Consider the following 247-nt stretch of genomic DNA (forward strand, 5'->3'; position numbering starts at 1 on the left):
GTCGATACGGGTATCGATACTCGGGTGTTGACGAATGCTGGTCGGGCTGAGATTGTTGATGAGCAAAAGAACCTTGGAAAGAATGTTAAGACGACTGGTAAAATTACGGCCGCAGCTGGTATACAAGGCGTTGCCACCGCAGGCAATATCATCACAGGCAATCAAAATATAAGTCAAGCCATACAAGGTGCCAAAACTCCCTCACAAATGGCTAAAGTCATACAAGACCATCCTGAAGTGGGTGCTG

The 247-nt window shown here is 47.0% G+C and carries 1 protein-coding gene; it reads left to right on the plus strand.

Annotated elements, in window-relative coordinates; translation table 11 throughout:
• Positions 1-27: 27 nt before the first annotated feature.
• Positions 28-247, plus strand: a 220-nt coding sequence (locus SB749_RS20400) for a hypothetical protein (RefSeq protein ID WP_410711914.1), incomplete at its 3' end; no start/stop codon positions are given.

It is taken from the genome of Brevibacterium sp. SIMBA_078 (assembly GCF_046534565.1).
Lineage (GTDB): Bacteria > Actinomycetota > Actinomycetes > Actinomycetales > Brevibacteriaceae > Brevibacterium.